Source organism: Telluria sp. RT2P19, assembly GCF_059685725.1.
Map to the genome: position 1 here is coordinate 38280 of NZ_JCASIL010000006.1, position 19906 is coordinate 58185.

Genomic DNA, 19906 nt, shown 5'->3' on the forward strand with positions numbered 1-19906 from the left:
TAGCGCGACCGTCATATGAACAAGAAGTCGATCCAGACCACCCTGATCCATAGCGACTACGTCGCGCCGAGCGGGTTCGACGCCTTCCCGCCCGGGATCCACCGCGCGTCGACGGTGCTGTTCCCGAATACCGCCGCGATGCGCTCGACCGAATGGCGCGACAAGCAGGCCTATACCTACGGCCTGCACGGCACGCCGACCACCTTCGCGCTCGAAGGCAAGCTGGCCGAGATCGAGGGTGGCGCGCACTGCCTGCTGACGCCTTCCGGCCTCTCTGCGATCGCAATGGTCGACTTCGCGCTGCTCAAGAGTGGCGACGACGTGCTGTTGCCGGATAACGTCTACAACCCGAATCGCGAACTGGGGCGCTGGCTGACCGAGGATTTCGGCGTCTGCGCGCGCTATTACGATCCAATGATCGGCGCCGGCATCGCACAGCTGATCCAGCCAAACACCAGGTTGCTGTGGACCGAGGCGCCCGGTTCGGTCTCGATGGAAGTGCCGGACCTGCCGGCCTTGTGCAAGGCGGCCCACGCGCGCGGGGTGATCGTGGCGCTGGACAATACGTGGGCGGCCGGCCTTGCGCTGCGTGGCTTCGACCACGGCGTCGACATTGTCATGCATGCGCTGACCAAGTACCAGTCGGGCGGGGCGGACCTGCTGATGGGCGCCGTGATCACGCGCGATCGCGCGCTCAACGACCGCATCGCGCAGGCGCATATGCGGCTCGGCATGGGCGTGAGCCCGGACGACGCCTACCTCGTGCAGCGCGGCCTGCCGACCATGAAGCTGCGTTTCGAGCGTCACGATGCCAGCGCGCGCCTGCTTGCCGCCTGGTTCAAGGCGCGGCCTGAAGTGGCGAAGGTGCTGCACCCGGCGTTCGAGGATTGTCCTGGCCACGCATTCTGGAAACGCGATTTTACCGGTGCCGGCGGGCTGTTCTCGGTGGTGTTCGATTCGCGCCACGACGAGGCCCAGGTCGACCGGATGGTCGATGCCTTGACCCTGTTCGGCATCGGCTACAGCTGGGGAGGGCCGAACAGCCTGGTGATGCCGTACCGGATCAAGAGCCTGCGCGACAAATGGATCGATCCCGGCGTGCTGGTGCGCTTTAATGTCGGCCTGGAAGATCCGGCCGACCTGATCGCCGATCTCGAGCAGGCGTTCGAACTGCTGTCATGAAACATGGGGCCTGGTCGGCCCCATGCGTTTTCACGCCGGCATCGCCTTGTTACTGTTCAGGTCAAGGAAGCCGCGCACCAGGCGGTAGGCTTTCCAGACCCAGACCACGAACCACAGCAGGTACGCAAGCGGGATGCCGATGACGGTGATGAACAGCACGGCGCCGACGGCCATCCAGGCTGCATACCACCAGAACGACCGGATCATCCAGGTGTGATGGCTGTGCACGAGCGTGCCGACGGTTTCCGGACGCTTGATATAGTTGACGATCACGGGGATGATCGACAGCATCCCGAGCGAGAAGAAGAAGGTCAGTGCGTGAATCACGTACAGGATGCGCGCCCAGTGCTTGCTGTCCTCGACGCCTCGTTCCAATACCAGTTCTTGCGACATAGCGGCTCCTTGTAAGAGACGGGATCATCCCGTTTGTTGCCATTGTATCAGCGCCGGCCGCGCCCATGCGGGGCCGTGCAGGCCGGAGCGAAGCAGGACTCAGCCTATATGGTGGCGGACCCATGCCACCAGCCGTCCTGCGTCCATGGCGCCCGACTGGCGTGCAATTTCTTGCCCGCCGCGAAACAGCGCCAGGGTGGGGATGCTGCGGATGGCGAAGCGCGCCGACAGGTCTTGCGCGTGTTCGGTATCGACCTTCAGCAGGCGTACCTGCGGCTCGAGCCGCTGGGCGGCCTGGGCATACGCCGGCGCCATCATCTTGCAGGGGCCGCACCATTCGGCCCAGAAGTCGACCAGCACCGGTACATCGTTGCGCATGATGTGGCGCTCGAAGCGGGCGCTGTCGACGTCCAGCGGACGGCCGCTGAAGATGGCTTGCGAACATTTGCCGCAGGTAGGGGCATCCCGCAGCCGCGCCTGCGGCATGCGGTTGACCGCATCGCAGTGCGGGCAGACGACGTGGAGCGGGTCGCTCATGGTGCTTCTCCTTCGGTGGACACGATGACGGCATTGTAAGCGCGGCCGTGCGTTCGCGTCGCCGGCCCAGCCATGCGCCGCGACGAAGGCGACTTGCATAGAATTGTGGGAATGACACGATCACGGTAGTCCGATGCCTCAATCCGAATCGACCGGCCGCCTGCGCGTCGGCTGCGCCGGCTGGAGCCTGCCCAAGGCCTGCGCCGATGCTTTCCCCGCCGAAGGCAGCCACCTGGAACGCTATGCCGCCGTCTTCCCCACGGTGGAGATCAATTCCTCGTTCTACAGGCCGCACAAGCCTGAAACCTATGCGCGCTGGGCCGCCAGCGTGCCGGACGACTTCCGCTTCGCCGTCAAGGTGCCGCGCGCCATGACGCACGAGGCGCGCCTGATCGAGGTCGGCGCGCAGCTGGACCGCTTCCAGCGTGAAGCGGGCATGCTGGGCCATAAGCTCGGCTGCCTGCTGGTGCAGTTGCCGCCGCGTTTCGGTTTCACCGATGCACCGGCGCACGCCTTCTTCGATGGCTTGCGCGCCCGTTTCGGCTGCAGTATTGCCTTCGAGGCGCGCCATGCGAGCTGGTTTTCCGAAGCGGCCAGCGCCTTGCTGCGCGAATGCGGGGTGATCCGCGTGATCGCCGACCCGGCGGCCGGCCAGCCGGGCCCGCACGAACCGACCAGCGCTGAGGAAGTCTACGTCCGCCTGCACGGAACGCCGCGCATCTATTACTCGCGTTATCCGCAGGAAGAGATCGCACGCTGGCGGGCCGAATTCGACGCACTGGTCGCGCGAGGACGCAAGGTGTGGTGCATCCTCGACAATACGGCGGAGGGCGCCTCCGTACCCAATGCACTAGAATTGATGCAGGAGTACGATGTACAGGCGGCCGAATTGATGCAGGAGTAGGATGTACAGGCGGCCGAATTGGTGCAAGAGCAGGATTTGCAGGCGGGCGATCGGGCCAGACAGGTGCAAGCATGGTGAGCGCGACCTTTCGATTCCATCAGGCGTTGGGACAATTCCTGCCCCGCGACCGGCGCGGCCGTACTTTCGCCGCGGCATGTGCGTACCGGTCGACCACCAAGCACATGGTCGAGGCGCTCGGTGTGCCGCACACCGAAGTCGACATGGTGCTGGTCAACCGGGAAGCTAGCGGTTTCGACCGGGTGATCGACGAAGGCGACCATGTCGCCGTGTACGCGCGCTTCGAGTCGCACGGCCTGGGCCCGCACGGCAGACCCACACAGGAACGATCACGCGACCGGGCCCGCGCGCGCATGCGCTTTATCGCCGATTCGCATCTGGGTGGCCTGGCGCGCCTGTTGCGCATGGCGGGCTACGGCACCCTGTACGACAACCATTACCATGACGATGACGTCGAGCGCCTGGCGCAGCTGGACGATCGCATCGTGCTGACGCGGGACCGTGAACTGCTCAAGCGGCGCGCTGTCGTGCATGGCTGCTATATCCACGCCCTCGACCCGGCGCAACAGTTGCAAGAGCTGTTCGACCGGCTCGACCTGGCGCGCGGCGCGCGGCCGTTCTCGCTCTGCCTGCATTGCAATATGGCGCTGCGCATGGTCGACAAGGCGAGCGTCGCCGAGCGGCTGCCGCCGTCGGTGCGCGCGCTGCACGACAGTTTCACCATCTGCGACAGCTGCCTGCGGATCTACTGGAAGGGCTCGCACCACCGGAGGATGGCAGCGCTGCTGGCCACGGTGGCGCGGCGCAACGAAGGCGCCCTCAACGACTTTGCCGAGGTAGAATCAAGCGAGCAAACCGATTTTCAACCCTGAGCGTGACGATTTCTGCCGCTGCATCCTCCGTCCCGCCGGCGCCGATCGCCGGCATGCCCCTGCGGGTAGAATGCCCGCCGGGCGCCTGCGTGTGCGAGCGCGACCGGGTGCTGGCCGACCCGGCGGCCGACCAGCGGCCCTTGTTGATCACGCGCCAGCAAGAGTTGAAGCTGATCGAGCGCATCGAGCGTGTCGACAGCTATGCCGACCTGCAGCACGTCCAGAATCTGATCCGCAAGAACGTCGGCGCCGAACTGCGCATCGCCCCCGGCCCCAACGAGGTGCGCACCGTGCGCGGGATCGTGGTCGTGCTCGAGGAGCGCCCGGGATTGTGCAAGAAGCTCCGCCAGTCGGTGCCGGCGGCGGTGCGCCGGCGCCTGGTCGAGCGGCCCGAGATCGCCTGGGCCATTCTCGATGCGCATGACTTGTTTGGCGCAGGGTAAGGGGGACCCGAGGGGCGCCAGGCGCCCTTCGCACACGAATCGCCCGGCTCTTATACAATCGATGACAGAGCGGCATCTGCCGTCCGTGAACCTCCGCGCAGCCCTGGGCCGCGCGCGCAGCATTTTGGAGAACCCTATGTCGGGCGACAGCATCAATATCGAACAAAAAACGCTCTCTGGAAACAACTTCCGCGAGGTGCTCTACACCACCAAACGCAGCCAGCTCGTCATCATGACCCTGCAGCCGGGCGACGAGATCGGACTCGAGCGGCACGAAGGCCATGACCAGTTCATCCGCGTTGAAGCGGGCGCGGGCGTGGCGCTGCTGGACGGCGAAGAGCACAAGCTTGAAGACGGTGTTGCTGTCGTGGTCCCGGCCGGTACCGAGCACAATGTCATCAATACCTCGAAGAGCGAGCCGATGCGTTTGTACACGCTGTATACGCCGCCGGAGCATCCGGATGGCACCGTGCACGCCACCAAGGCCGAGGCGGACGAGTACGAGCGCCAGCACGGGCATTGATCGTCCGGGCCCGCAGGGGCCATGGATGAGCAACAAAAAAGCCGGCATCCGCCGGCTTCGTTATTTACCAGCCGTGAGGCCAGCGCGTCCCGATGTGTCCACCCCAGCCGCGACCACGGTGTCCGCGCCAGCTGCTGCGTCCAAAATCGAACCCGAGGCCGATCGAAATCGGTGGATACCAGTAGCGCGGCTGCTCGACATACACCGGCTGCGGCACATACACCGGTTGCTGCTGCACCCAGACCGGCTGCTGTTGCTGTACGATGACTGGTTGTTGCGTGCGGTACACGGGCGTTACCGACGTGGTCGACCAGCCAGAGCTGGGGGGCGCAGTGGCGATCGGGGTCGAAGTGACGACGCTGCCCTGGCCGGATGCGGCCACTTGGGCGCCAGTACCGACCGGCACCGGCGTCACGGACACCACCCGCCACTGGCTGGGATCGGATGGTTGCTGGTAGGTATAGGTCGGGCCCGGCGCGGCGCAGCCGGCCAGCAGACCCAGCGACCCGAGAATGATGACGAGATTTTTCATGGCGGTCCTCCTGATCATGTCATCATACGGAATGCCGGATCAGTGTGTCCAAGGAATTACACCCTGTTACACGGCGCCGAACCAAGACGGCATATCGTCAAAGCCCTCCACCCATCAGTGACCACAGCGCCGGCAGCGGCACTGCCGCCGCCAAGGCCTGGTAACCCGCATCATTCGGATGCAGGCGATCCCCGCTGTCGTACCCAGCAAGGAGGCGCTGCGGCGCACCGGAATCGCGTAGCGCCAGGTCGACATCGGCGAGCGCGTCGAACGGCTGCGCGCTGCGCATCCAGGCATTGACCGCCTGCCGCACCGCCTCGCGCGCCGGGGTGTAATAGACGAAGCCGAAAAACGGCGGCAACGTCGCCCCCAGCACTGGCATGCCGTGCAAATGCGCACGTGCGATCAGCTGCTGGTAGCCGGCGATGAGGTCCTCGGCCGGAATCGGCGCCGATGGCGGGCTATAGACAATATCGTTAATGCCGATGAGCACCGCCAGCCCGCGCACCCCGGCGGTGGACAGCACGTCGCGATCGAAGCGCTCCAGCAGGTCGTTGCCTGCCAACAGCGCGGTGCCGGTGTCGGCCAGCATCCGATTGGCCGCGATGCCGCGGTTGACGACGCCGATGCGGTCGTTACCGAGCTCAGCCTGGAAGCGGCGCGCCAGGTAGTCGGGCCAGCGTCGGTTGAGGTTGGAAGTGCTGCCCACCCCGTCGGTCACCGAATCGCCCACCGCCACCAGCACCGGCGCGGCACGGTCCACGTCGACCTCGGTCAGGAACGGCCAGGAGGCGAAGGCGCGCTGGACCGGCAGCGATGTCTGCGCGCCGAAGTCCCCGGCGGTCGAGGCGTAGCTCGCCTGGTAGGCGGCGTTGTGGATCGTGGTCGCCTGCACCGTGCCGGGAAGATACACGCTGATCGCGAGGTCGGTGAACGGCGCGACCGGCAGCGTCACCGGGTCGGAGACCACCGGGGCGCCGGCCGGGACGGTCACGCTCGTGCGGCCGCCGAAGGTCAGCTGGCGGCTGGTGCCCGCGGTGATCACGGCGCCGCCGGCGCGCAAGGCCACGCGCGCGTTGCCGACGCGCAGCGCTGCATCGCCCATCTCGTTCGAGAGCCGGATGCGGATGCGGTTGCCGCCGAGGCTGGTGCGCACGATCAGGCGCAGGGTCTGGTCGGTGAAGGTCAGCAGCGAGGCGGGCGGCGGCGGGCCGGCTGGAGCGCAACCCCAGCCCGCGCTCCAGCGCTCGGGCACGCCTGTCTGGGCCTTGACCGCGCCGCCCGGCGCGGCGAGCGCGCCGGCCACGATCGGAGCGGCGAGCAAAACACGTCGTCGGCCCCGATCGACGCCGGGCTTGTCTTGCGCAGGCGAGGAAGGTGGAATGCCGGGCAAATGGGAGACACTGAAATCCGGATTGGACATGGCGGGCTCCTGAAGAAGGTCCTGGAGGGTAGGGCGCGATTGACCCCGAAACCACGATATCCCAGAGCGCGGGTCACGCGCGGGCCGTCGCGCACATCCTTTGCGCTGGGTCGTGCGGATTTCTGATGGGAAGGATTGCCAATTCTAGGAATCAGCGGATACGTAGGAAGTGTGACGCGGCAAACGCCACAAGAACACGGCCCTTGCGTGGCGCCGGCGATCGTGCCGGCGCCGCCAAACCGGCTGGCGCCGGCTCAGGACAGGATGGTCAACAGAGCGTCCAGGCCCGAGAAGTTGAGGGCGACAGATGCTTGGGCGCGCACCACCGGCTTGGCGCGGAAGGCAACCGACAGACCAGCGATGCCCATCATCCCGAGATCGTTGGCGCCGTCGCCCATGACGATGGCTTGCGATGGGTCGATGCCCATCTCCGCGCACACGCGCTCGACGGTGCGCTTCTTTTCCTCGGCGTCGACGACGCCCCCCAGCACGCGACCGCTCAACTTGCCGTCGATGACTTCGAGCACATTGGCGTGGGTGTAGTCCAGGCCAAGGCGCGGCTTGAGGCGCTCGGTGAAAAAGGTGAAGCCGCCCGACACCAGGAGCGTCCTGAGGCCGGCCGCCTGCACCGCCTGCAGCATCGCTTCGCCGCCCGGTGAAATGCGCAGGCGTTCGTCATACACGCGCTGTAGGGCGCCCGCTTCCAAGCCTTCGAGCAGTGCCACGCGCCGCGCCAGGCTTTCCGAGAAATCGAGCTCGCCGCGCATGGCCGCCTCGGTGATCGCCGCCACTTGCGGCTTGAGGCCCTGCATGTCGGCGATCTCGTCGATGCACTCGATGGTGATCAGCGTCGAATCCATGTCCATCGCCACCAGCTTGAAGTCCGATAGCAGGCGTCCGGCGGCGATGAAGCTGGCGTCGACGCCCGCCCCGAAGGCGGCGGCCTCGATCTGCTGCTTGAGCGCGGCGCTGAAGGCGACGCCTTCGGCGCGCAGCGCGTGCGCGCCGAGCTGGGTCAAACGTTGCGGATTGGCCAGGCCGGCCAGGCGCTCGAGCGTTGCTTGGGTTGCCTGCGGTCCTTGCAGCACCAGGTTCGTGGTCATGAATGTCGTTCTCGTCAGGCGAGCAGTTGTTTGATTGTCTGTTTGATCTGGTTCACGCGCGCCGCCAGGTCGGGCATGCTGGCGGTGATACGCAGCTTATCCTGGCCGGCGAGCTTGACCTGGCGGTTCTTCTGGATCAGCGTGATGATCCTGATCGGGTCGATCGGCGGCTTTTCCATGAACTGCAGGCTGGCCGCCTCGCCATGGGCATCGATCTTGACGATGCCGACGCTCTTCGCGGCGATGCGCAGGCGGTGGGTCTCGACCAGGGCCTTGACGGCGTCCGGCATCTTGCCGAAGCGGTCGATCAGCTCTTCCTGCATCGAATCGATGCGGTCCTGGCTTTCGCAGTTGGCCAGGCGCTTGTAGATCGACAGCCGTTCGTGCACGTCGCCGCAGTAGTCGGCCGGCAGCAGGGCCGGCACGTGCAGGTTGATCTCGGTGGTCGACGACAGTGGCGCCGCCAGGTCGGGTTCCTTGCCGGCCTTGAGCGAGCGCACCGCCTCGCTCAGCATGTCCGAATACAGCTGGAAGCCGATTTCGAGCATTTCGCCAGACTGGTTCTCGCCCAGCACCTCGCCGGCGCCGCGGATCTCCAGGTCGTGCATGGCCAGGTAGAACCCGCTGCCCAGTTCTTCCATCTGCTGGATCGCATCCAGGCGGCGCTGCGACTGCTTGGTCAGGTTCGACAGGTCGCTGACCAGGAGATAGGCGTAGGCCTGGTGGTGCGAACGGCCGACCCGGCCGCGCAGCTGGTGCAGCTGGGCCAGGCCGAACTTGTCGGCGCGGTGCATGATGATCGTATTCGCGGTCGGCACGTCGATGCCGGTCTCGATGATCGTCGTGCATAGAAGGATGTTGAATCGCTGGGCCACGAAGTCGCGCATGACCTTCTCGAGGTCGCGCTCGTGCATCTGGCCGTGGGCCACGCCGATACGCGCTTCGGGAAGCAGCTCTTGCAGCATGGCGCGGCGATTTTCGATGGTGTCCACTTCGTTGTGCAGGAAGTAGATCTGGCCACCCCGTTTCAGTTCGCGCAGGCAGGCTTCGCGGATGATCGAGCCATCCTCGCTGCGAACGAAGGTCTTGATCGCCAGGCGCTTTTGCGGCGCGGTCGCGATGATCGAAAAGTCGCGCAAGCCTTCGAGCGCCATGCCCAGGGTGCGTGGGATCGGGGTCGCGGTCAGGGTCAGCACGTCGACTTCGGCGCGCAGGGCCTTCAGGGCTTCTTTCTGGCGCACGCCAAAGCGGTGTTCCTCGTCGATGATGACCAGCCCGAGGCGCGTGAATTTCACGTCGGGCGACAGCAGTTTATGCGTGCCGATCACGATGTCGAGCGTGCCGTCGGCCATGCCCTTGATCGCATTGTTGATTTCTTTTCCTGTCCTGAAGCGCGACAGCTCGGCGATCCTGACCGGCCAGTCGGCGAAGCGGTCGGCGAAGGTCTGGGCGTGTTGTTCGGCCAGCAAGGTGGTCGGGGCCAGGATCGCCACCTGCTTGCCGCCCATGACGGCGATGAAGGCGGCGCGCAGCGCCACCTCGGTCTTGCCGAAACCGACGTCGCCGCACACCAGGCGGTCCATCGGCCGCCCCGAGGTCATGTCCTTGATGACGTTGTGGATCGCCTCGGCCTGGTCCGGCGTCTCGTCGAAGCCGAAGCTCTGGGCGAAATTCTCGTAATCGACGCTCGAGTATTCGAACGCGTGGCCCTGGCGCGCGGCGCGGCGCGCGTAGAGGTTCAGGAGCTCGGCGGCGGTATCGCGCACCTGCTCGGCCGCCTTGCGCTTGGCTTTCTCCCACTGGCCCGAACCCAGCGAGTGCAGCGGCGCATCCTCGGGCGAGGTGCCGGAGTAGCGCGAGATCACGTGCAGCTGCGATACCGGCACATAAAGCTTGGTGTCCTTTGCATACTCCAGGTGCAGGAACTCGGTCTCGCCTTCGCCCAGGTCCATGCTGGTCAGGCCCATATAGCGCCCGATGCCATGGTTGATATGCACTACCGGATCGCCGATCTTGAGCTCCGACAGGTCGCGCACCATCGACTCGACCTGGCTGGTCGCTTCCTGCTTCTTCTTGCCGGCGCGCCGGCCCGAACCGGCATACAGCTCGGTCTCGGTGATGAACACCAGGTGGCCGGATGATTCATCGAGCAGCTCGAAGCCGGCCTGCAGCGGGGCCACGCCCAGTGCCAGCCTGGCGCTGCCGGCGCGGAAGCCCTCGAAGCCCTCGACCGGCGCCAGGTCCAGCTTGTACTCGCTGAAATACTGCTGCAGGGTCTCGCGGCGGCCGGCCGAGTCGGCGCAGATCATCACGCGTGTGTCGGTGCGCAGCAGGAAGGCGCGCAGGTTGGTCAGCGGGTCGTCCAGGCGCCGGTTGACGGCGATGTCGGGAATCGGGGCCGACAGCTCGGAGGCCGGTGCGCCTGGATCGCGCGCGATATTCCAGCGGCCGTGCGGCTTGATGCAGGTGAAGAACTGCTCGGCGCCGAGGAACAGCTCGTGCGGCTCCAGGATCGGGCGTTCGCGGTCGCTCTTCAGGAAGCGGTAGCGCGATTCGGTGTCCAGCCAGAAGCGCTGGATCGCCGCGTCGATATCGCCGACCAGGGCCACCGGCGCTTCATCGGGCAGGTAGTTGAACAGGTTGGCCGTCTCTTCGAAGAACAGCGGCAGGTAATACTCGATGCCGGCCGAGGCGATGCCGTTGCCGATGTCGCGGTAGATCGGCGAGCGGGTCGGGTCGCCCTCGAAGCGTTCGCGCCAGCGGCCGCGAAACGCGGTGCGGGCGGCGTCGTCCATCGGGAACTCGCGTCCCGGCAGCAGGCGCACTTCCTTGACCGGATACAGCGAGCGCTGGGTGTCGGCGTCGAAGGTGCGGATCGATTCGATCTCGTCGCCGAACAGGTCGAGCCGGTAGGGCAGCACCGAGCCCATCGGGAACAGGTCGATCAGGCCGCCGCGCACCGAGTATTCGCCGGGCGACATCACCTGCGATACATGGGTATAGCCGGCCAGCGTCAGCTGGGCCTTGAGCTTCGCTTCGTCCAGGCGTTCGCCCTGGCGGAAGAAGAAGGTATACGCGGCCAGGAACGATGGCGGCGCCAGGCGCACCAGGGCCGTCGTGGCCGGCACCACCAGCACGTCGCACTGGCCGTTGCGGATCTCGTGAAGGGTGGCCAGGCGCTCCGATACCAGGTCCTGGTGCGGCGAGAACGCGTCGTAGGGCAGCGTTTCCCAGTCGGGCAGCAGGTGGCAGGACAGCTTGCCTTCGGCAAACCAGGGAATTTCGTCCAGCAGGCGCTGGCCGTCGCTCGCGTTGGCGACGACCACGGTGAGCAGCTGGCCGCGCTCTTTCAGCGCCAGTGCGGCGGTGGCGAGGGCATAGGCATCGGAAGAACCGTGAGCCAGCGGCAGGACGAAACGGTGGCCTGGTTTGGGTAGGTGCTTCTTGAGATCGAAGGGCATGCAGCGTGCTGTAACGTTCGCGTCAAAGTAGACGTCAATTATAGACGAAGGCGCAACGGCTCGCCGTCTTGCGCGGCGCGACCCGGTAGTGCGGCGCTTGCGTAGCGGCCGCATACGTAATACGATAAGTTACGAGAAACCACAAGGAGTAACCCGATGTGCCATTTCCACGATCCGGCCATGGTGGCGCGCTACCCTGAGGGGCCGCCGACATTCGTCCCCGGCTTCGCCGACATGCAGCGCATGGCGCGGGTATTGCTGGCCGAGCGCGCGCCGCTTGACGCGCGGGTGCTGGTGCTGGGCGCCGGCGGCGGGCTGGAGCTGAAGGTGTTCGCCGACGGCCAGCCCGGGTGGCGTTTCGACGGCGTCGACCCATCCGCGGCGATGCTGGACCTGGCGCGGCAACTGGTCGCGCCGCATGGCGGGCGGATACGCCTGCACCAGGGATATGCGGACGCGGCGCCGCCAGGCCCGTTCGATGCCGCGGCCTGCCTGTTGACCATGCACTTCATGCCGGCGCCACAACGCAGCCAGGCGCTGCGGGCGATCCACGCCAGGCTCAGGCCGGGCAGCCCCTTCGTCGTGATGCACATGAGTATTGCGGCCGAGGCCAGGGCGCGCGCGCGCTGGATGGCGCGCGACGAAGCCTTCGCCGTCGCCGGCGGCGTGCCGGCCGACATGGCGCGACAGCGGCGCGAAGGGATCGCGACCAGCCTGTCGGTACTGGGGCCGGATGAGGACGAGGCACTGCTGGTTGGCGCCGGCTTTTCGGGGATCGAACTGTTTTATGTGGGCGGGGTATTCCGGGGCTGGATCTGCCATGCCTGAGGTGCCGGCATGGTTGTGGTCGAGCTGAAACTCGCGCATGATCTGGACTCGACAAGATAAAGACAGGAGACGTCATGCGCCCAGGCTTCGCCGCCATATACTTCATCATCGCAGCCACGCTGCCCGACCTTGCGGGCGCGGCGCCTCCCGCCACGCTGGTGCTGTTCGACGGCGCGGCGCGCCAGGACGTGGCCGTCTCCGTGGTCACGCCCGATACCGAGCACGTGCTGCTGCGCGACCGGGTCGACGCCACCGCGGCCATCGCCGAGAAATTCCCGCACAGCGCGATCGAGCTGACGCGCATCGATGGGCCCGGCGATGGCCAGGCCTTGCGCCTGCACTGGAAGAACATCTGGAAGAGTGGTGTGCTGTTGTCAGGGCCGCCATTCGACCTGCGTCCCTACCTCGCGACCGGCACCCTGGCCTTCGACCTCAAGGTCGATGCGCTGGACACGGGCGGCATCGTGTTCCGGGTCGGTTGCGGCGACGACTGCGACCGGCATCTCTCCTACGTCGTCCCCGGCCGCGCCGCCGCGGGCAAGGGCTGGCAGCGCATCGTCCTGTCGATGTCGTGTTTCGCGCGTCACGGCGACGATTTCTCGTCGGTGAAGCGGCCGTTCCAGCTCGAAGGCACGGGCAGCGGCGACATTGGCGTCGCCAACGTGACGTTCTCGCAGGACGGCACGCCGAATACTCCATGCCCCGACTGGCGCACAGTGGCCGTCACGCCCGACACACTCGACGAATCCTGGTCGATTGCCTGGTGGCTGCCGCGCCATCGCCAGAAGCTCGAAGAGGCCGAGCGCATGGTCGCCGAAGGCAAGCGCCCGCAACTGGTCTTCATCGGCGATTCGATCACCCAGGGCTGGGAAAAGGAAGGCGCGCCCGTTTGGCAACAGTACTATGCGCGCCACAATGCGCTGGCGCTGGGCTTTGGCGGCGACCGCACCGAGAATGTCCTGTGGCGCCTGCAGCACGGCGCGGTCGATGGCATCGATCCGAAGGTGGCGGTGCTGCTGATCGGCACCAATAACAGCGGTCACCGGCGCGACTTCCCGGCCATCACGGCGGCCGGCATCGAGCGCAATATCGAGGAGCTCAAGCAGCGCCTGCCGCGCACGCGCATCCTGCTGCTGTCGATCTTCCCGCGCGACGCGACGAGCGATGGCCGGCTGCGCCGTCTTAACGCGCAGATCAACGCGCGCCTGCCGGCGCTGGCCGACGGGCGCCGGGTGTTTCATCTGGACGTGAACCAGTCCTTCCTGCGCCCGGACGGCACGCTGCCGGCCGATGTCATGCCCGACTGGCTGCACCCGAACGAAACCGGTTACGCCATCTGGGCCAAGGCTATGCAGCCGGAGCTGGAGCGGCTGATGGCGCTGCCGCGTCTGTAACGGCATCACTGCCGCGCCGGTTGGCGATCCCGAACGGCACGTGCACCATCGGGATCGTGCCGCCGGGCCCAGACTTGAGGTGGGTCAGCTGGTCGTCGAAGAAGATGTGCGGCTTGAACACCGACAGCACCCGGCTCTTGTCCATCCCGCCCAGGAAGAACGTCTCGTCGGCCGCGACGCCCCAGCTGCCCAGGGTGGTGACCACGCGCTCGTGCGCCGGCGCGCTGCGCGCGGTGATGATGGCGATGCGCACGATGCGGCGGTAGGCTGGATCGTCGCGCTCGGCGTCCTTCTCGAGTTGCTGCAGCATCGACAGCTTGCGCACCATGCCTGCCAGCGGCCCGGGCTGGTGCGGGCGCGCCATGTGCAGGGTCTCGTGGGCGTGGAATTCGCCCAGGCCAGCGCGCTTGAAGACCGTCTCGGATTCGTCGTCGGCCAGCACGCCGTCGAAATCGAAGGCCACCCGCAGCTCGATGTCGTCCTGGTCGTCCGCGATGCGCGAAGGCAGCACCAGGCCGGCTGGATAATCGACGTCGATCGCGCTCTTGACGTCTTCCTCGTTCGCGCTCAGGAACAGCGCGGCATTGAAGGCCGGCAGATAGGGATAGGGTGACTTGCCTGTCATGAAAACGGCGCGCGAGATATCGAGGCCGTAATGGGCAATCGAGCGCATCACGCGCAAGCCCGTCTCGGGCGAATTACGCGAAAACAGCACCACCTCGACCGGCGCCTGCTGCGGGAAGCATTGGTTGAGGCTGAGGAAGCGTCGGATGAAAGGAAAGGCCACGCCGCGCGCCAGCACGACGTCGCGCTGGCGCTCCTGGTAGGCGCGGTACGCATCGGGACCGTGGTCCAGGTAGACCTGGTGCGACTCGGACAGGTCGAACAGCGCGCTCGAGGCGACGCCGATCACGAGCTTTTCTTCGATGGGAAACGGCATTCAGGCGTACTCTTCGTCTACGGGGTCGGAGGGATCGGTCAGTTTGTCGTACACCTGTCGCGCGTCGAACGGCAGCGCCAGCGCCGTGCGCACGAACACGGGCTGGCCGCCCCAGGCCAGCATGCGCAGCTTGGCCAGCCGGTCTGCATCGAACAGCAGCGCCGGCAGGGCGCCAGCGTCGCCCAGGTGGGCGATCGCGTGGCCGATCGCGGGTGGCAGTTCCCACTCGTCGGCGATGCGGGCCGACATCAGGCGGGCTACCCTGGTCAGGCGTAGGCCGAAGGCGTCGTCGTCGGGCAGGCCTCCGGCCGGCAGCAATTGCTCGATGACGCGGAAGGCCGCCACCAGCCCGACGTTATGCATCAGGCCCGCCAGGTAGGCTTCGAAGGCGTCGGCGCCGTGGTGTGGCGCCAGCAGGCTGGCGGCCCGCGCGCACTTCTCGGACTGGGCCCACAGGGGCGGCGCCACCAGCCGCGCCAGCGGGCCGGCCTGCTGGCTGATGATGGGGCGGAACGCGACCCGCGCCAGTAATATGCGCAAGCCGTTTTGCCCGAGGAGCAGCAGTGCGCCTTCGAGACTGCGGATCGGCGACGCGGGCTGGTAATAGGGACTGTTTACCTCGCGGATCACCTCGGCCACCAGCACCGGATCCTGGGCCACCTGGCGCGCCAGCGCCCCGGCGCTGCTGTCTTGTTCGCGCAGGCTGCGCAGCAATTGCGGAATCACGGCCGGCACGCGCGGCACCAGCGCCGCCGCGCCGTGCGGATCGCGCGCCAGGCGCACCAGTTCGTCAAGCAGGGGGCCGTCGGCGGCAGGGCGCCCTGTCACGTGCGGACTGACAAGCCAATGGAAGAAGGCGAGGTCGAGGTCGATCTGTTCGGGGGCCGGCGGTTCGGCGGCCGCGACGGCATGCTCGCGCAGGCCGTTGTCAGCGGTGACAGTGGCTTGGTCTCCCTCGTCGCGCGAACCGAACAAGCGTGCGAGCCAGTGCTTCATGGGCATATGTTCGTTGAGAATGGGACCATCCGGCCATTCTACCGTGAATGAAAAGGCGCTGTAATCGTTAGCTGTGGATGACGCCGCATGCGCTACGCAGCAAATGCTCGACGGTAGTCACTCGCCCACCATCACTGGCAGCAACGATAAGGCTGCAGGTCGTTGGCGTGTCCATGCCCGTGACAGCGCCCGCAGCCGCACGCCGGGCAGCAGCGCACTCTTGAGCGAATCCCGTCGACGAGGAAGGTGATGCGGTCGAGGTCGGCTGGCGGATGCAAGGCGGCGAGCAACTCCTGGCGCTGCGGCTGGTTCAGCAGCGGCAACTGGGAGAACAGCGTGGCGAACATGGGGGTTTTCACCGTGCGCTCCTATCGACATCGACAGGAGTTGGACCGCCCATCAGCTCAGCAGTTCAAGGCTCATCCACAGCTAACGGGTACAGCGCCAATGAAAATGGCCCGGCCACCGCTTGCGCGGGGCCGGGCCGTCAGGATGCAGTGGCTTACTGGCCGTTGTTCGAGCCGGTCGTGGTGTGACTGGTATTGGTCGGGGTGCTCGCGCTGCCGGTCGCATTGGCCGGGCCAGTGTTCGAGACGTCATTCGGGCTGATGCCCATCTGCGCGTCGACGGTCGGGTTGCCGGTCGACCCAGCTTGCGTCGTGCCCATCGAGGACGAGCCGCGCGTGGCGCCGGTGGTGTCGGTAGTGTTGCAGGCAGCCAGGCCGAAGGCCATCATGCCACCCAGCAGAACGGTGTGGAGCTTCTTCATCATGTTTCTCCTTGATTGGTGAGTCCATGCATCATGCGAGGTCAGCCGTACGCATGAAATAGGAAGAAAACGTCAATGCCTGTAGGAACAGGCTCACATATACCGCGGTCGATTCAGGCGCATGCAAGGTGCCTGGCATGGTGTCCACGTGGTCTTGCGTGCGCCAGCCCGATCAGCGGCTGACAGGCGTGTCGGTGGTCTGTTCGTTGTTGCTGGTGGTGCCCGAGGCGGCATTGACGCCCGAGGCGCCGTTCGAGCCCGCATTCCAGCTGTTCGTCCCGCCGGTGGTGCTTGGCGTCTGGACGCCGCTGCCGATGGCCGAGCCATTGCCGCTCGAGCCGCTCATTGAATCGGAGTTGGGGGTGTTGCAGGCAGCCAGGCCGAAAGCCATCATGCCTGCGAGAACTGCGGTGTGGACAGTGCGTTTCATGGTGCTCTCCTGTGGGTGCTTGAGTGTTTTCATTCTCGTAACAGGAGCGGTCCACGAGAATAGGAACACATCGGCTACCCATGTAGGATTCCGCGCCAGTTCGACGTCAGCTACCGCATTAGCACTGGCACCAGCACCACCATCACCCGGGCACGGCCGCCTCCAGCGCCAGCCAGTCGAGCAGTTCCGTAGCCGGCAGCGGCCGGCTGAAATAATAGCCCTGCACCTTGTCGCAACGCTGCTCGCGCACCACGTCCAGCTGGGAACGGGTCTCGATGCCTTCGGCCACCGTGGTCATGCCCAGGCTCTGAGCGACCTTCACGGTCGCCTCGATCAAGACGCGATGGTGGAAGCTGGTATCGGCCTGGCACACGAAGGAGCGGTCGATCTTGACCGTGTCGACCGGCAGCAGGTGCAGGCTTGACAGCGATGAGTAGCCGGTGCCGAAGTCGTCCAGGGCGAGCTTGACGCCCAGCGCCTTGAGCTCGTGCAGGCGCTCTTGCGTGTCCTGGTCCTGGGCCGCGAGGCTTTCGGTGACTTCGAGCTGCAGGCAGGCGGGCGGCACGCCGCTGGTGCGCAGCACCTCGGCGACGCTGTCGATCCAGCCTGCCTGGCCGAGCTGTGCGCGCGACAGGTTGACCGCCATCAGGCGCGGCGCCGCCGTGCCCAGACGCTCCTGCCAGTCCATGAAGTCGCGGCAGGCGCGCCCCAGCACGAAGTCGCCCAGCGCGCCGATCAGGCCGCATTCCTCGGCCACCTGGATGAATTCGATGGGCGGTACGATGCCGCGCTGCGGATGGCGCCAGCGCACCAGCGCCTCGACCCCGGCCGCGCGGTCGACGCCGCCGTCCGGCAGGAGCCGCACCACCGGTTGGTACACCACGAACAGCTGGTCGTCGGCCAGCGCATGGCGCAGGTCGGCCTCGATGTCGGCGCGGCGCGCCGCGCGCTCGCGCATATTCGCCTCGAACACCGCGTAACGGTTGCCGCCGGCGCGCTTGGCTTCGACCATGGCGATGCCGGCATCGCGCAGCAGGCTGTCGGGATCGTGCTGGCCGAGCGCCGCCGCGTCGAGTCCCCAGGCCAGACCCAGGCTCGCATGGCAGACGATCTCGTGGCCGCCGATCAGGTAGGGGTGGGCCAGCACGTCGAGCAGGCGCAGCGCGACCCGTTCGGCGTCGGCGCGCGCACGCAAGCCGTCCAGCGCCACGACGAACTCGTCGCCGCCCACGCGCGCCGCCAGCTGGCTGCTGCGCATGCCGGGTTCGATGCGGCCGGTGGGTGGGCGCAGGGCGTTGCGCAGGCGGTCGGCGACGTGCATCAGGAGCTGATCGCCGCCGGCCTGGCCCAGGCTGTCGTTGAGCTGGCGGAAACGGTCGCAGTTCAGGGTGAGCACCGCGAATCCGAGTCCATCCCGCGGCCGTGCGAGCAGGCGCTGCAGCTCTTCGCGCACCGCCGCGCGGTTGGGCATGCGGGTCAGGCTGTCGGTGCGGGCGGCGCTGTGCAGGCGGCGCGACAGCATCTCTTGTTCGCGCTGGACCTCGAAGGTGGCGTCGGCGACGGTCGCCATCAGGCGCTCGGGGTCGAGCTTCATGAGGTTGAGCGACAGCACCTGCAGCGAGCCGCTGGCCGCATGCTGGACGCCCACCGGCAGGCGCAGCCCCTCGCAGATCATGCCGGACGGCTCGGGGAAGGCCGCCACCATGGCCGGCAACTGCGGCGCCACCGGCGCCAGGACGTCGAACAGGTTGTCCAGTCCGGCGTCGGTGGCGAGCGGCATCAAGAGGTTCGAGGCCATCGGGTTGAGCATCTCCACCGCGCCGTCGAGCGCGGTCTGGGCCAGGCCGATCGGGGCCCGGTACAGGAATTGCACCAGCGGCTCGTAGGCGTCGCTCGGTTCATGCTGCATGGGCATTCTCCAGGTGGCGTTCGGATGTCGCTGGCCGCCGATCGATATCGCGCAGGATCAGGCAATAGGCGGCGCTGTCGTCGGCTTGTGCGGGGCTGGGCTCGCGATCCGGCAGCGGGGCGATCAGTGTACTTCCCCAGAAGGCGCCGCCATCAGCGCGCACGCGCCGGCCTTCGTCGAGCGACCAGCCGGTGGCGTCGGCCTCGCGCAGGCGGTCCTGGCGGTATTCGAGCGTGATCGCATCGGACGGATGGAAGATCGTGTACGGCTGCCCCACGGCCTCGGGACCGAAACCGGTGACGCGCCCGATGCTCGGGTTCCATTCGACGATCCGGCCCTGCAGGTCGAGGTCGGCCAGGGCGTAATCGCGGACCCCGGCCAGGATGACGTTCAGCCAGGCGTCGTTCTGGCGCAGCCGGCGTTCGCGCCGCAACTGTTCGGTGATGTCGTTGATCACCGCCATCAGGCGCCCGGCATCGAGCTTGAGCAGGGTGAGCGCCAGGACCTGCGGCGCGCGCCTGGCGCCGCCGCCGGCCGGCAGATGGACGTGCAGACCCTCGCACACCTTGCCGTAGGGCTCGGCATGCTGCCCGACGACGGCGTGCAGCTCGGGCGCCACCGCTTCCAGGGCCGTGAACAGGTTGTCGAGTCCGCCGTTACGCGACAGCGGCATCAGGAGCTGTGCCGCGATCGGGTTCATCATGGCGACGTCGCCATGGAGATCGGTCTGCACCAGGCCGACAGGGGCCAGGTACAGGAACTGGATCAGCGCCTCGTGCTCGGCGCTGGGTACCGTCAGGTCGCGGCTCACCGCGGCTGGCGCTGGACCAGGACGTAGCGCGTGCCGCTGCCCGGATTGGCCAGCAGCCGCAGCGCGACCTTGACCGGGCGCATGCGCAAGGTGAGCACGTAGTCGATCGTGTCGTCCAGCACGCTATTGTCGTCGCGGGCGTCCTCGAAGCGCTGGGCCACCATGAAGTTGTTCATGCAGGGCGCGACGTTCGTGAACAAGGGCTGGCCGAGCACGCGCTGCGGCGACAGGCCGGCCGCCTGCGATTCGAAGGCGTTGTACAGCGTGACATTGGTGTCCGCGCCAAAGCCGATGACGCCGAATTCCAGCGTATCGAGTTGCTCTGGCGTGGTCTGGTCGAGACGGGCGGCCAGGTCGGGCGTGTCGAAGGCGAGGAGCGGAGCGGTCATGGTATCGGATGCTGGGGCGCGGCTGTTGAATATGGGAAATGCATGTTGG

At 66.7% G+C, this 19906-nt stretch carries 21 protein-coding genes; 7 read left to right on the forward strand and 14 right to left on the reverse strand.

Going from position 1 to position 19906, the window contains the following annotated elements:
* Nucleotides 1-15: 15 nt before the first annotated feature.
* A complete protein-coding gene (locus AC56KW_RS09645) occupies nucleotides 16-1182 on the forward strand; it encodes a cystathionine beta-lyase (protein WP_497170516.1) in 1167 nt (388 codons plus the stop codon).
* A gap of 30 nt (nucleotides 1183-1212) precedes the next feature.
* On the opposite strand, the gene AC56KW_RS09650 is transcribed toward AC56KW_RS09645, so the two are convergent.
* Complete coding sequence (locus AC56KW_RS09650; protein ID WP_497170517.1) at nucleotides 1213-1575, reverse strand: DUF4870 family protein; 363 nt, start codon at nucleotides 1573-1575, stop codon at nucleotides 1213-1215.
* Nucleotides 1576-1674: 99 nt separating this feature from the next.
* Nucleotides 1675-2112 (reverse strand): thioredoxin TrxC, encoded by a 438-nt coding sequence (gene trxC, locus AC56KW_RS09655; protein ID WP_497170518.1) that lies wholly within the window; start codon nucleotides 2110-2112, stop codon nucleotides 1675-1677.
* Nucleotides 2113-2245: 133 nt separating this feature from the next.
* On the opposite strand from trxC, the gene AC56KW_RS09660 reads away from it, so the two are divergent.
* The 4 genes from AC56KW_RS09660 (at nucleotide 2246) to AC56KW_RS09675 (ending at nucleotide 4872) form a co-directional block, all read left to right on the forward strand.
* Nucleotides 2246-3016, forward strand: a complete 771-nt coding sequence (locus AC56KW_RS09660) for a DUF72 domain-containing protein (protein ID WP_497170519.1) — start codon at nucleotides 2246-2248, stop codon at nucleotides 3014-3016.
* A 71-nt stretch (nucleotides 3017-3087) separates the two neighbouring features.
* Nucleotides 3088-3906 (forward strand): Mut7-C RNAse domain-containing protein, encoded by an 819-nt coding sequence (locus AC56KW_RS09665; RefSeq protein WP_497170520.1) that lies wholly within the window; start codon nucleotides 3088-3090, stop codon nucleotides 3904-3906.
* A gap of 53 nt (nucleotides 3907-3959) precedes the next feature.
* The gene (locus AC56KW_RS09670) at nucleotides 3960-4349 is read left to right on the forward strand and encodes a hypothetical protein (RefSeq protein WP_497170673.1); all 390 of its coding nucleotides are present in this window, start codon (nucleotides 3960-3962) and stop codon (nucleotides 4347-4349) included.
* Nucleotides 4350-4485: 136 nt separating this feature from the next.
* Complete coding sequence (locus AC56KW_RS09675; RefSeq protein ID WP_497170521.1) at nucleotides 4486-4872, forward strand: cupin domain-containing protein; 387 nt, start codon at nucleotides 4486-4488, stop codon at nucleotides 4870-4872.
* Between the two features lie 64 nt (nucleotides 4873-4936).
* Here AC56KW_RS09675 and AC56KW_RS09680 read toward each other — a convergent pair whose 3' ends face one another.
* From AC56KW_RS09680 to mfd, 4 genes are all read right to left on the reverse strand, one after another.
* Complete coding sequence (locus AC56KW_RS09680; RefSeq protein ID WP_497170522.1) at nucleotides 4937-5404, reverse strand: hypothetical protein; 468 nt, start codon at nucleotides 5402-5404, stop codon at nucleotides 4937-4939.
* Between the two features lie 97 nt (nucleotides 5405-5501).
* Nucleotides 5502-6728 carry an SGNH/GDSL hydrolase family protein gene (locus tag AC56KW_RS09685; protein WP_497170523.1) on the reverse strand — a complete coding sequence of 409 codons (1227 nt, stop codon included), beginning with the start codon at nucleotides 6726-6728 and terminating at the stop codon, nucleotides 5502-5504.
* Between the two features lie 353 nt (nucleotides 6729-7081).
* Nucleotides 7082-7930: a phosphoserine phosphatase SerB gene (serB, locus tag AC56KW_RS09690; protein WP_497170524.1), complete on the reverse strand. Its 849-nt coding sequence runs from the start codon at nucleotides 7928-7930 to the stop codon at nucleotides 7082-7084.
* A gap of 14 nt (nucleotides 7931-7944) precedes the next feature.
* Nucleotides 7945-11391, reverse strand: a complete 3447-nt coding sequence (mfd, locus tag AC56KW_RS09695) for a transcription-repair coupling factor (protein ID WP_497170525.1) — start codon at nucleotides 11389-11391, stop codon at nucleotides 7945-7947.
* Between the two features lie 156 nt (nucleotides 11392-11547).
* Here mfd and AC56KW_RS09700 point away from each other — a divergent pair, with 156 nt between their 5' ends.
* Nucleotides 11548-12219 (forward strand): class I SAM-dependent methyltransferase, encoded by a 672-nt coding sequence (locus AC56KW_RS09700; protein ID WP_497170526.1) that lies wholly within the window; start codon nucleotides 11548-11550, stop codon nucleotides 12217-12219.
* Nucleotides 12220-12293: 74 nt separating this feature from the next.
* Entirely contained in the window at nucleotides 12294-13613 is a 1320-nt protein-coding gene (locus AC56KW_RS09705) for a GDSL-type esterase/lipase family protein (protein ID WP_497170527.1), read from the forward strand.
* Here the strand turns inward: AC56KW_RS09705 and AC56KW_RS09710 are convergent.
* The 8 genes from AC56KW_RS09710 to AC56KW_RS09745 all read right to left on the reverse strand — a co-directional run bounded on the left by AC56KW_RS09710 (nucleotide 13567) and on the right by AC56KW_RS09745 (nucleotide 19857).
* Nucleotides 13567-14553: a 5'-nucleotidase gene (locus AC56KW_RS09710; protein ID WP_497170528.1), complete on the reverse strand. Its 987-nt coding sequence runs from the start codon at nucleotides 14551-14553 to the stop codon at nucleotides 13567-13569. The two genes, AC56KW_RS09705 and AC56KW_RS09710, sit on opposite strands and share 47 nt — an antisense overlap.
* Complete coding sequence (locus AC56KW_RS09715) at nucleotides 14554-15549, reverse strand: HDOD domain-containing protein (protein WP_497170529.1); 996 nt, start codon at nucleotides 15547-15549, stop codon at nucleotides 14554-14556.
* Nucleotides 15550-15680: 131 nt separating this feature from the next.
* Nucleotides 15681-15908 carry a hypothetical protein gene (locus tag AC56KW_RS09720; protein WP_497170530.1) on the reverse strand — a complete coding sequence of 76 codons (228 nt, stop codon included), beginning with the start codon at nucleotides 15906-15908 and terminating at the stop codon, nucleotides 15681-15683.
* Nucleotides 15909-16051: 143 nt separating this feature from the next.
* On the reverse strand, nucleotides 16052-16321 hold the full coding sequence (locus tag AC56KW_RS09725; protein WP_497170531.1) for a hypothetical protein: 270 nt from the start codon (nucleotides 16319-16321) through the stop codon (nucleotides 16052-16054).
* Nucleotides 16322-16490: 169 nt separating this feature from the next.
* Complete coding sequence (locus tag AC56KW_RS09730; protein WP_497170532.1) at nucleotides 16491-16748, reverse strand: hypothetical protein; 258 nt, start codon at nucleotides 16746-16748, stop codon at nucleotides 16491-16493.
* Nucleotides 16749-16890: 142 nt separating this feature from the next.
* Nucleotides 16891-18657: a putative bifunctional diguanylate cyclase/phosphodiesterase gene (locus tag AC56KW_RS09735; RefSeq protein WP_497170533.1), complete on the reverse strand. Its 1767-nt coding sequence runs from the start codon at nucleotides 18655-18657 to the stop codon at nucleotides 16891-16893.
* Nucleotides 18647-19468 carry a PAS domain S-box protein gene (locus AC56KW_RS09740; RefSeq protein ID WP_497170534.1) on the reverse strand — a complete coding sequence of 274 codons (822 nt, stop codon included), beginning with the start codon at nucleotides 19466-19468 and terminating at the stop codon, nucleotides 18647-18649. The genes AC56KW_RS09735 and AC56KW_RS09740 overlap by 11 nt, the downstream gene beginning before the upstream one ends.
* The gene (locus tag AC56KW_RS09745) at nucleotides 19465-19857 is read right to left on the reverse strand and encodes a phosphonate transporter (RefSeq protein WP_497170535.1); all 393 of its coding nucleotides are present in this window, start codon (nucleotides 19855-19857) and stop codon (nucleotides 19465-19467) included. The genes AC56KW_RS09740 and AC56KW_RS09745 overlap by 4 nt, the downstream gene beginning before the upstream one ends.
* Nucleotides 19858-19906: the final 49 nt, after the last annotated feature.

What these genes read in the sequence shown, in the direction of transcription:
- serB (WP_497170524.1), bottom strand. Translation starts at nt 7,930, where the DNA reads ATGACCACGAACCTGGTGCTGCAAGGACCGCAGGCAACCCAAGCAACG.
- AC56KW_RS09645 (WP_497170516.1), top strand. Translation starts at nt 16, where the DNA reads ATGAACAAGAAGTCGATCCAGACCACCCTGATCCATAGCGACTACGTC.
- AC56KW_RS09680 (WP_497170522.1), bottom strand. Translation starts at nt 5,404, where the DNA reads ATGAAAAATCTCGTCATCATTCTCGGGTCGCTGGGTCTGCTGGCCGGC.
- AC56KW_RS09735 (WP_497170533.1), bottom strand. Translation starts at nt 18,657, where the DNA reads ATGCAGCATGAACCGAGCGACGCCTACGAGCCGCTGGTGCAATTCCTG.
- AC56KW_RS09725 (WP_497170531.1), bottom strand. Translation starts at nt 16,321, where the DNA reads ATGATGAAGAAGCTCCACACCGTTCTGCTGGGTGGCATGATGGCCTTC.
- AC56KW_RS09670 (WP_497170673.1), top strand. Translation starts at nt 3,960, where the DNA reads ATGCCCCTGCGGGTAGAATGCCCGCCGGGCGCCTGCGTGTGCGAGCGC.
- AC56KW_RS09730 (WP_497170532.1), bottom strand. Translation starts at nt 16,748, where the DNA reads ATGAAACGCACTGTCCACACCGCAGTTCTCGCAGGCATGATGGCTTTC.
- AC56KW_RS09660 (WP_497170519.1), top strand. Translation starts at nt 2,246, where the DNA reads ATGCCTCAATCCGAATCGACCGGCCGCCTGCGCGTCGGCTGCGCCGGC.
- mfd (WP_497170525.1), bottom strand. Translation starts at nt 11,391, where the DNA reads ATGCCCTTCGATCTCAAGAAGCACCTACCCAAACCAGGCCACCGTTTC.
- AC56KW_RS09745 (WP_497170535.1), bottom strand. Translation starts at nt 19,857, where the DNA reads ATGACCGCTCCGCTCCTCGCCTTCGACACGCCCGACCTGGCCGCCCGT.
- AC56KW_RS09675 (WP_497170521.1), top strand. Translation starts at nt 4,486, where the DNA reads ATGTCGGGCGACAGCATCAATATCGAACAAAAAACGCTCTCTGGAAAC.
- AC56KW_RS09715 (WP_497170529.1), bottom strand. Translation starts at nt 15,549, where the DNA reads ATGAAGCACTGGCTCGCACGCTTGTTCGGTTCGCGCGACGAGGGAGAC.
- AC56KW_RS09665 (WP_497170520.1), top strand. Translation starts at nt 3,088, where the DNA reads ATGGTGAGCGCGACCTTTCGATTCCATCAGGCGTTGGGACAATTCCTG.
- AC56KW_RS09650 (WP_497170517.1), bottom strand. Translation starts at nt 1,575, where the DNA reads ATGTCGCAAGAACTGGTATTGGAACGAGGCGTCGAGGACAGCAAGCAC.
- trxC (WP_497170518.1), bottom strand. Translation starts at nt 2,112, where the DNA reads ATGAGCGACCCGCTCCACGTCGTCTGCCCGCACTGCGATGCGGTCAAC.
- AC56KW_RS09700 (WP_497170526.1), top strand. Translation starts at nt 11,548, where the DNA reads ATGTGCCATTTCCACGATCCGGCCATGGTGGCGCGCTACCCTGAGGGG.
- AC56KW_RS09705 (WP_497170527.1), top strand. Translation starts at nt 12,294, where the DNA reads ATGCGCCCAGGCTTCGCCGCCATATACTTCATCATCGCAGCCACGCTG.
- AC56KW_RS09710 (WP_497170528.1), bottom strand. Translation starts at nt 14,553, where the DNA reads ATGCCGTTTCCCATCGAAGAAAAGCTCGTGATCGGCGTCGCCTCGAGC.